Annotated in this window: 1 protein-coding gene; it reads right to left on the bottom strand. The window is 74.6% G+C overall.

What is annotated here, in order from left to right; translation table 11 throughout:
* Positions 1-7,347, bottom strand: a 7,347-nt coding sequence (locus TR48_RS36700) for a type I polyketide synthase (protein WP_042374973.1), incomplete at its 3' end; no start/stop codon positions are given.
* Positions 7,348-7,566: the final 219 nt, after the last annotated feature.

Consider the following 7,566-nt stretch of genomic DNA (forward strand, 5'->3'; position numbering starts at 1 on the left):
TACCAAGGTCGCGGCATCCGCCAGCGACAGCACACCCGCCACATGAGCGGCCGCGATCTCACCGATCGAATGCCCCGCCAGGAACTCCGGACGGACCCCCCACGACTCGACCAGCCGGAACAGCGCCACCTCAAGAGCGAACAACGCAGGCTGCGTGAACGCCGTCTCGTCGATCCGCTCACCCGCGAAGACGACCTCGCGCAGCGGCAGGTCCACCTGCCCGTCCAGCTCCGCGCACACCGCGTCGAACGCCGCCGCGAACACCGGGAACGCCTCATACAACTCAGCGCCCATCCCGGCACGCTGACTGCCCTGGCCGGTGAACAGGAACGCCGTCCGCCCCACCGAGCCGGCCGTCCCCAGCACCGCGCGCGCCGTCGGTGTGCCGGACGCGAGCGCGGCCAACTCCGCGTCGAGGAGGTCGAGTCCGGCAACCGGCAGCACGGTACGGTGCTCGAAGGCGCTCCGTGTGGTGGCGAGCGACCAGCCGACGTCGAGGAGCGAGGGCTCGGGCTGCTCGCGCAGGTGGTCGCGCAGTCGCTCGGCCTGGGCGCGCAGCGCCTCGGGGCTCTTGGCGGACAGCACCACGGGCAGCACCCGGGCGGGCGCCGCCGGGTCCGGCTGGGCGGCCGTGGCGCCGCGCGGCGCGGGCGGCTCCTCGATGATGGTGTGGGCGTTGGTGCCGCTGATCCCGAAGGAGGAGACGCCGGCGCGGCGGGGACGGCCGGTCCGCGGCCACTCGCGCGCCTCGGTCAGCAGCTCGACCGCGCCCTCAGTCCAGTCCACGTGCGTGGACGGCTCGGTGACGTGCAGCGTCTTCGGCAGCACACCGTGCCGCATCGCCATGATGACCTTGATGACGCCCGCCACGCCCGCTGCAGCCTGGGTGTGCCCCAGGTTCGACTTGACCGAGCCGAGCCAGAGCGGCCGGTCGGCCGCGCGCTCGCGGCCGTAGGTGGCCAGCAGCGCCTGGGCCTCGATCGGGTCGCCCAGGGTGGTGCCGGTGCCGTGCGCCTCGACCAGGTCGATCTCGTCGGGGCTGAGCGCCGCCGAGGCCAGGGCCTGGCGGATGACCCGCTGCTGCGAGGGGCCGTTGGGGGCGGTCAGCCCGTTGCTGGCGCCGTCCTGGTTGATCGCCGAGCCGCGCACGATCGCGAGCACCGGGTGACCGTTGCGGCGGGCGTCGGAGAGCCGCTCGATCAGCAGCATGCCCGCGCCCTCGGCCCAGCCGGTGCCGTCCGCGTCGTCGGAGAAGGACTTGCAGCGTCCGTCGCGGGCGAGGCCGCGCTGGCGGCTGAAGTCGATGAAGGTGCTGGGAGCGGCCATCACGGTCGCGCCACCGGCGAGCGCCAGCGAGCACTCGCCGGTGCGCAGCGCCTGGATCGCCCAGTGCAGCGCGACCAGCGAGGAGGAGCAGGCGGTGTCGACGGTGACCGCCGGGCCCTCCAGCCCGAGCACGTAGGAGACCCGGCCCGAGGCGATGCTGCCGGAGTTGCCGGTCCCGAGGTAACCCTCGACGCCCGGCGGGATGGCGGGCAGGCGGGAGATGTAGTCGTGGTACATGATTCCGGCGAAGACGCCGGTGCGGCTGCCGTGCACGGTCTCCGGGTCGATCCCGGCGCGCTCGAACGCCTCCCAGGACGTCTCCAGCAGCAGCCGCTGCTGCGGGTCCATGGCCAGGGCCTCGCGCGGGCTGATGCCGAAGAACGCCGGGTCGAACTCGCTGGCGTTGTGCAGGAATCCGCCCTCGCTGGTGTACGAGGTGCCGGGGTGGTCCGGGTCGGGGTGGTACAGGTTCTCCACGTCCCAGCCGCGGTCGGTGGGGAAGGACGAGATGCCGTCGGCGCCCTCGGCGATCATCCGCCACAGGTCCTCGGGCGAGCGCACGTCGCCCGGGTAGCGGCAGGCCATGCCGACGATGGCGATCGGGTCGTCGTCGGCGGCCGCCACGACGGGTGCGGCCTCGGCGGTCGCCTCGCCGAGACCCAGCGCCTCGGTGAAGAGGTAGTCGGCGAGCGCGGCGGGCGTCGGGTAGTCGAAGACCACGGTGGCGGGCAGCCGTACGCCGGTCACGGCGTTCAGGCGGTTGCGCAGCTCGACCGAGGTGAGCGAGTCGAAACCGGTCTCCCGGAAGGCCTTGGCCGGGTCGACGACGTGCGCGCCCGCGTGGCCCAGCACCTGGGCGACCTGGGAGCGGACCAGCTCCAGCAGCTCACCCTGCTGCTGCTCCTCCCCCAGCGCCAGCAGCCGGTCGACCAGCGAGGCGCTGGCGGCGGTGGCGCCTGCGGCGGCCAGCCGACGGGCCGGGGTGCGGACCAGTCCGCTGAGGACGGCGGGCAGGCGGCCGGTACGGGCCTGCTGGCGCAGGGCCGCCGTGTCCAGCCGGATCGGGACGAGCGCGGCGGCGGGCCGGCCGAGCGCCGCATCGAAGAGGGCCAGGCCCAGGTCCGCGGTGAGCGGGGCGACGCCGTTGCGGGTCATCCGCTGCACGTCGGCCTCGTCCAGGGTGCCGGCCATGCCGTCCGCCCACAGGCCCCAGGCCAGCGAGGTCGCAGGCAGTCCGGATGCCCGGCGGTGCTGGGCGAGGGCGTCCAGGAAGCCGTTCGCCGCCGCATAGTTGCCCTGACCAGCCGCACCGAACACCCCGGCAGCCGAGGAGAACACCACGAAGGCGGCGAGATTCTGCTCCTCCGTCAGCTCGTGGAGGTGCCAGGCCGCGTCCACCTTGGGACGCAGCACGGTGTCGATGCGCTCCGGCGTCAGCGAGGCGATGATGCCGTCGTCCAGCACACCGGCGGTGTGCACCACGGCGGTCAGCGGGTGCTCCAGCGAGCCCAGCAGCTCGGCCAGCGCGGCACGGTCGGAGACGTCGCAGGCCGCGACGGCGACCTCCGCGCCCAGCTCGCCCAGTTCGGCAGTGAGTTCGGCGGCTCCGGGAGCCTCGGCCCCGCGCCGCGAGACCAGCAGCAGGCGACGCGCACCGTACGCGGTCACCAGGTGCCGGGCGAACAGCCCGCCCAGAGCGCCGGTGGCCCCGGTGAGCAGCACGGTGCCCTCGGGGTCCAGCTCCGGCGCATCGCCTTCGCCTGCCGGTACCCGTGCCAGACGCGGCGCGAACGCCGCACCCGCACGCAGGGCGAGCTGCGGCTCACCGGAGTCGACGGCGGCGGCGAGCACGGCCGGCGAGGCCGCGTCCTCGTCCAGATCGACGAGCACGATCCGGCCCGGGTTCTCCGACTGCGCCGAACGCACCAGACCCCACACCGCGGCGGAGGCCAGGTCACGGACGTCCTCACCGTCACCGGCGGCCACCGCTCCGCGCGTGACGACCACCAACCGCGCGTCCGCGAAAACGTCCTCGGCCAGCCAGGTCTGCAGCAGTTCGAGCGCGCGGTGGACCTCCTCGCGCACCTCCTGCGGGGAGACCGCCCCTGTGCCGGTGCCGATCGGCAGGTAGAGCGTGCCGGGCGCGTGGTCCTCCTCGCCGTTCAGACGGGCGGCGAGGGCGGCCAGGTGCTGGGGGGTGTCGACGCCGTGACCGGCGGCCAGCAGCCCGGAGGCCAGGCCCAGCCGGTCGGGGCCGACCACGGTGTGCCGCTCGGCCTGGGTGTCGCCGTCGGGCAGGGTGAGGGCGGTCCAGTCCTGGACGAAGAGAGCGTCGGCGAGCGCGGCGACCCGGCTGTCACCGGCGCTCAGTTGCTCGGGGGCGAGCGGCCGCAGCATCAGGCTCTCCACCGTGGAGACCGGCGTGCCGGCGACGTCCACGGCGGTCAGCGTCACGGCGTCGGCGCCCGCGGGCGCGATCCGCACCCGCAGGGCGGCGGCGCCCACCGCGTGCAGCGTCACGCCGCTCCAGGAGAACGGCAGGCGGCCCTGGGCGGGCTGGTCGCTCTCGGCGGTCCCGGCGCTCTGCAACGCGGTGGCGTGCAGGGCGGCGTCGAGCAGCGCCGGGTGCAGGCCGAAGCCGGCCGCTTCGGCGGCGCCCTCCTCGGGGAGGGCGACCTCGGCGAAGACCTCCTGGCCGCGCACCCAGGCGGCACGCAGGCCGCGGAAGGTCGGGCCGTAGCCGAACCGGGCCTCGGTGAGAGCGGGGTAGAAGTCGGCCAGGTCCACGGGCCGAGCGTCGGCGGGCGGCCAGACGGCCGGGTCGAAGCCGAGCTCGGGCGCGGCGGCCGTGGTGCCGAGCAGACCTTCGGCGTGCCGGGTCCACGGCTCGTCGTCGGCGCCGTCCTCGGGACGGGAGTAGACGGTCAGCGGGCGCAGGCCCGACGCGTCGGCCTGGCCGACCCATAGCTGCACCTGGACGCCGCCCGCTTCGGGCAGCACCAGGGGCGCCTCCAGGGTCAGCTCCTCCAGACGGTCGCAGCCGACGTGGTCGCCGGCGCGGATCGCCAGCTCGACGAAGGCCGTGCCGGGGAGCAGCACCGAGCCGGCCACCGCGTGCTCGGCCAGCCAGGGGTGGGTGGCGAGGGCGAGCCGCCCGGAGAAGAAGAAACCGTCGCTGTCGGCCACCGCCACGGCGGCGCCCAGCAGCGGGTGGTCGGCCGAGCCGAGGCCGATCGCGCGGGCGTCGGTGGTCAGCGGGGCCGACCGGTCGATCCAGTAGGCCTCGTGCTGGAAGGCGTAGGTGGGCAGGTCCACGCGGCGGGCGTCGAGGCCGGCGAAGACCGCGGGCCAGTCGAGCTTGACGCCCCGGGCGAAGAGCCCGCCGAGAGCGGCGGTGAAGGTCCGCGCCTCCGGGCGGCCGGGGCGCAGCACCGGGGCGAAGGCGGCCTCGCGAGTGGCGCACTCCTGGGCCAGCGCGGTGAGGGTGCCGTCGGGGCCGAGCTCCAGGAAGGTGCGCGCCCCCTCGTTCTCCAGGGCCAGCACCGCGTCGTGGAAGCGGACGGCCTCGCGGACGTGCCGCACCCAGTAGTCCGGCGAGCAGAGCTCCTCGGCGGTGGCGAGCCGGCCGGTGAGGGTGGAGACGATCGGGATGCGCGGAGCGGCGTAGGTCAGGCGCGCGGCGACCGCGCGGAAGGTGTCCAGCATGCCGTCCATCAGCGGCGAGTGGAACGCGTGACTGACCGTCAGGCGCTTGGTCCTGCGCCCTTGGGCCTCCAGGAGCTCGCTCACCTCCCGGACGGCCTGCTCGGTGCCCGAGATCACCACGGAGGCGGGCCCGTTGACGGCAGCGATGCCGATCTCGCCCTCGCGGCCGGCCAGCAGCGGCCGCACCTCGTTCTCGCTCGCGCGCACGGCGGCCATCGCGCCGCCGGACGGCAGTTGCTGCATCAGCCGCCCGCGCGCGGCGACCAGGGCGGCGGCATGGCCGAGGGAGAGGACGCCGGAGACGTGGGCGGCGGCCAGCTCGCCGATCGAATGGCCCGCGAGGAAGTCCGGCCGCACGCCCCAGGACTCGACCAGCCGGAACAGCGCCACCTCGAGGGCGAACAGCGCGGGCTGGGTGAAGCCGGTCCGGTGGATCAGCTCGGGGTCGGCGACTGCCTCCTTGAGCGGCCGCTCCAGATAGCGGTCGAGCTCGGCGCAGACCGCGTCGTAGGCCTGGGCGAACACCGGGAAGTCGGCGTACAGTTCGGCGCCCATGGCGAGGCGCTGGCTGCCCTGCCCGGCCAGCAGGTAGGCCACCTTCCCGGCCGAACTGGTGACGCCCTGCGGCACGTCGGCCTCACCGCGCGTGAACGCGGCAAGCGTGTCCCGCAGTTCGGCGCGGTCGGCGCCGACCAGGACGGCGCGGTGCTCGAAAGCGGCGCGGGAGGTGGCCAGCGAGTAGGCGACGTCGGCGGCGGCGAGCCCGGGCTCGGCGTCCAGGCGCGCGAGCAGCCGCTCGGCCTGGTCGGTGAGCGCCTCGGCGGTGCGGCCGGACAGGGCCCACGGCACCACCGGGGTACGCGGCGCGACCGCGTCCCTCGGGTCCGCGTCCTGCTCGGGCTCCTCCTCGGCCGCCGGGCGCGGAGCCGGGGCGGGCGCCTGCTCGATGATGGCGTGCGCGTTGGTGCCGCTGAAGCCGAAGGAGGACACGCCTGCGCGGCGCGGCTCCTCGCGCTCGGGCCAGTCCTGCTCGGTGGAGAGCACCCTGACCGCGCCCGCGCTCCAGTCGACGACCGGCGAGGCCGTGTCGGCGTGCAGGGTGCGCGGCAAAAGCCCGTGCCGCATCGCCATCACCATCTTGATGACACCGGCCACACCGGCCGCCGCCTGGGTGTGGGCGATGTTGGACTTCACCGAGCCCAGCCAGAGCGGGCGGTCCTGGGGGCGGTCCTTGCCGTAGGTGGCCAGCAGCGCCTGGGCCTCGATCGGGTCGCCCAGGGTGGTGCCGGTGCCGTGCGCCTCGACCGCGTCGACCTGCTGCGCGGTCAGCCGGGCGTTCTCCAGCGCCTGACGGATCACGCGCTGCTGCGCAGGGCCGCTGGGGGCGGTCAGGCCGTTGCTGGCGCCGTCCTGGTTGACGGCGGTGCCGCGCACGACGGCCAGCACCGGGTGTCCGTTGCGCTCGGCGTCGCTGAGGCGCTCCAGCAGCAGCATGCCGACGCCCTCGCCCCAGCCGGTGCCGTCGGCCTCGGCGGAGAACGCCTTGCAGCGCCCGTCGGCGGCCAGGCCGCGCTGGCGGCTGAAGTCGACGAAGGCGTCGGGGGTGGACATCACGGTCACGCCGCCCGCCAGGGCCAGCGTGGACTCGCCGCGCCGCAGCGACTGCACCGCCAGGTGCAGGGCGACCAGCGAGGAGGAGCAGGCGGTGTCGATGGTGAGCGCGGGGCCCTCCAGGCCCAGCGCGTAGGCGACCCGCCCGGACGCGATGCTGGCCGAGCTGCCGGTGCCCAGGAACGCCTCGACGCCCTCCGGCACGGCGTGCAGGCGGGCGGCGTAGTTGTGGTAGATGACGCCGGCGAAGACACCGGTCCGGCTGCCGCGCAGGGTGGTCGGGTCGATGCCGGCGCGCTCGAAGGCCTCCCAGGAGGTCTCCAGCAGCAGCCGCTGCTGCGGGTCCATCGCCGTCGCCTCGCGCGGCGAGATGCCGAAGAACGCCGGGTCGAACTCGGTGGCCCCGTGCAGGAAGCCGCCCACGTCGACGTACGAGGTCCCGGGGTGGTCGGGGTCCGGGTGGTAGAGGTTCTCGACGTCCCAGCCGCGGTTGACGGGGAAGCCGTCGACGGCGTCCCGGCCCTCGCTGACCAGCTGCCACAGCTCCTCGGGCGAGCCGACGTCGCCCGGCAGGCGGCAGGCCATGCCGACGATCGCGATCGGCTCGTGGTCGGTGTCCTCCACCTCCTGGAGGCGCTGGCGGGTCTGCGCCAGATCGGCGGTCACCCACTTGAGGTAGTCACGAAGCGTCTCTTCATTCGCCATCTAATTGCCCACCTCTTCAGCGCATCCGGTCGGCTCACGTCGGGCATCGACGGTTCTCACCGGCCGGAGTTCGCAGCAACGACCCCGACGGCATGCAGGGCCGCCGATCGGAGTCCTCGGCGACCTCGGGCGACGGGAGCTTCTCCCAGGTCGCCTACGCATTTCGCTATCCGAGATGATGGGCGGCGGCCCGACCGCCCCTCAACCCCTATCCGTCCC

This window comes from Streptacidiphilus neutrinimicus (genome assembly GCF_000787815.1).
GTDB lineage: Bacteria > Actinomycetota > Actinomycetes > Streptomycetales > Streptomycetaceae > Streptacidiphilus > Streptacidiphilus neutrinimicus.